Raw genomic sequence first — 1,976 nt, forward strand, 5'->3', positions numbered from 1 at the left:
CCCCCCCGCGGCGCGTACCCGCGTCGTCACGCCCGGTGCGCGGGCGCGGCCCCTACCGTGTGTGACCCCGCGGGTTAAAATGGGCATACAGGCAGGTCGTGGCGGTCCGGTGAAGTCGGCGCGAATCCAGGGGGATCCGTGGAGAACCAAACCCGCCGACACGGCATCAGCACCAGGACAGGCGTGTTGCCCCGACCCGGCCCGCCGCCGTCGCCGGACACCCTCCGCGACGGCGGGCACACCGCTCGGCGATCCGTTCCCGACGGGTCGTCCACAGTGGGCGGGGGAGGAGCAAAACCCTTCCTGGACAGGGATATGGTTTAAAGTCGAGTGTTCCCCGAAGCGCCGCGTCGCCTATCGGACCGGGTATCCCGGCAACGGCGGACACCCTCGCCGGTGGTGACAAGGAGTGCGACACGGGGGATGAGACCTAGCGACCGACCGCGTGAGGCGCACCGCTGCCGCGACAGCGGGCCGTCTCACCGCGTACCGGACGGCGTGCGGGCCGCGTGCCCGCCCGACGCCCGGTACGTGCCACCGATCAGCCCAATCAAGCACCGCCCCGTGCGGTAGGAGGCCGAGCCGACCTATGTCGAGCGTTTACTGCACGCAGTGCGGTCACGCCGTTGCGGATGATGCCCGTTTCTGCTCCCACTGCGGAACTCCGATCCGCAGAGCCGAACAGCAGGGCCCCCGACCCGGCACTGGCAGGGACTCCGGCGGAGACGTCACGTCCACCATCTCCCTCTCGGGCATACAGGCCCTGGAAGAGGAGGAGTCCGGCGACGAGCTGGGCGGCGACGACCCCGCCAACCCCGACGCTCTGCCGCCGGGCACGGCTCTGCTGGTGGTCAGGCGCGGCCCCAACGCCGGGAGCCGTTTCCTGCTGGACAGTGACGTGACCACCGCCGGCCGCCACCCCAACAGCGACATCTTCCTGGACGACGTCACCGTCTCCCGGCGCCACGTGGAGTTTTTCCGCCGCGGCGACGGGTTCGGAGTCCGCGACGTGGGCAGCCTCAACGGCACCTACGTCAACCGCGAGCCGGTCGACGAGGCCCAGCTCGGCGGAGGCGACGAGATCCAGATCGGCAAGTTCCGGATGGTCCTGCTGACCAAACCGCGCCGCTGACCGGCGCGGGGACGACCGCGGGAGCGGCGGGTGGGCCGATGAGGTTTGCGGCCCCCCGCCGCCGGAGAACTTTGTAACGAAGGGTGCCGATTTCGCCCTCGGGTCCTGATCCACAGCGGGAGCAGGGACGAGCGCCCATCCGGCATCACGACTCGTGGGACGGAGACGCTGTGAAGCACATGGAGGTCGTCGGCGTCCGTGTTGAGATGCCCTCGAACCAGCCGATTGTCCTGCTCAAGGAATCCGAAGGCGACCGCTACCTGCCTATCTGGATCGGCGGCGTGGAGGCCACCGCGATCGCGCTGGCCCAACAGGGCGTCGCGCCGGCCAGACCGCTCACCCACGACCTGTTCCGGGACGTCCTCGACGCCCTGGACACCGGGCTCAAGACGGTGAACATCACCGGCCTCAGCGACGGCATCTTCTACGCCCAGCTGGTCTTCAGCAACGGTGTGGAGGTGAGCGCGCGCCCCTCCGACTCGATCGCCCTGGCGTTACGGACGGGCACGCCCATCTACGCGCACGAGGACGTGATCGACGAGGCCGGGATGCCCATCCCGGACGAGCAGGAGGACCAGGTCGAGGCGTTCCGGGAGTTCCTGGACAACATCTCGCCCGAGGACTTCGGCAGGCGCACGGAGTAGTCCGGTGACGCACGTGCACTCCCCCGGGGCCCGCGCCCAGGCGCGGGTCCCGTGCCGCTGCGGTGGCGCGGGCCGGGGAGGACACGCCCCGACCTGCGGCTTCACCCGTGGAGCCGGTGATAGATTGGGTAACGGAAGTGGTCGTAATGATCAGGGCCGAAACCCCCGGGTGCGCGTCGGGCGCCAACGGGGAGGCCCCG

The 1,976-nt window shown here is 70.0% G+C and carries 2 protein-coding genes; both read left to right on the plus strand.

Features of this window, described 5'->3' with window-relative positions:
* The first annotated feature begins 589 nt into the window (after nucleotides 1–589).
* Entirely contained in the window at nucleotides 590–1,132 is a 543-nt protein-coding gene (locus tag DQW06_RS13705; RefSeq protein WP_013152508.1) for an FHA domain-containing protein, read from the plus strand.
* A 170-nt stretch (nucleotides 1,133–1,302) separates the two neighbouring features.
* On the plus strand, nucleotides 1,303–1,776 hold the full coding sequence (locus DQW06_RS13710) for a bifunctional nuclease family protein (RefSeq protein ID WP_013152509.1): 474 nt from the start codon (nucleotides 1,303–1,305) through the stop codon (nucleotides 1,774–1,776).
* Nucleotides 1,777–1,976 lie beyond the last annotated feature (200 nt).

Source organism: Nocardiopsis sp. TNDT3, assembly GCF_003427465.1.
GTDB lineage: Bacteria > Actinomycetota > Actinomycetes > Streptosporangiales > Streptosporangiaceae > Nocardiopsis > Nocardiopsis dassonvillei.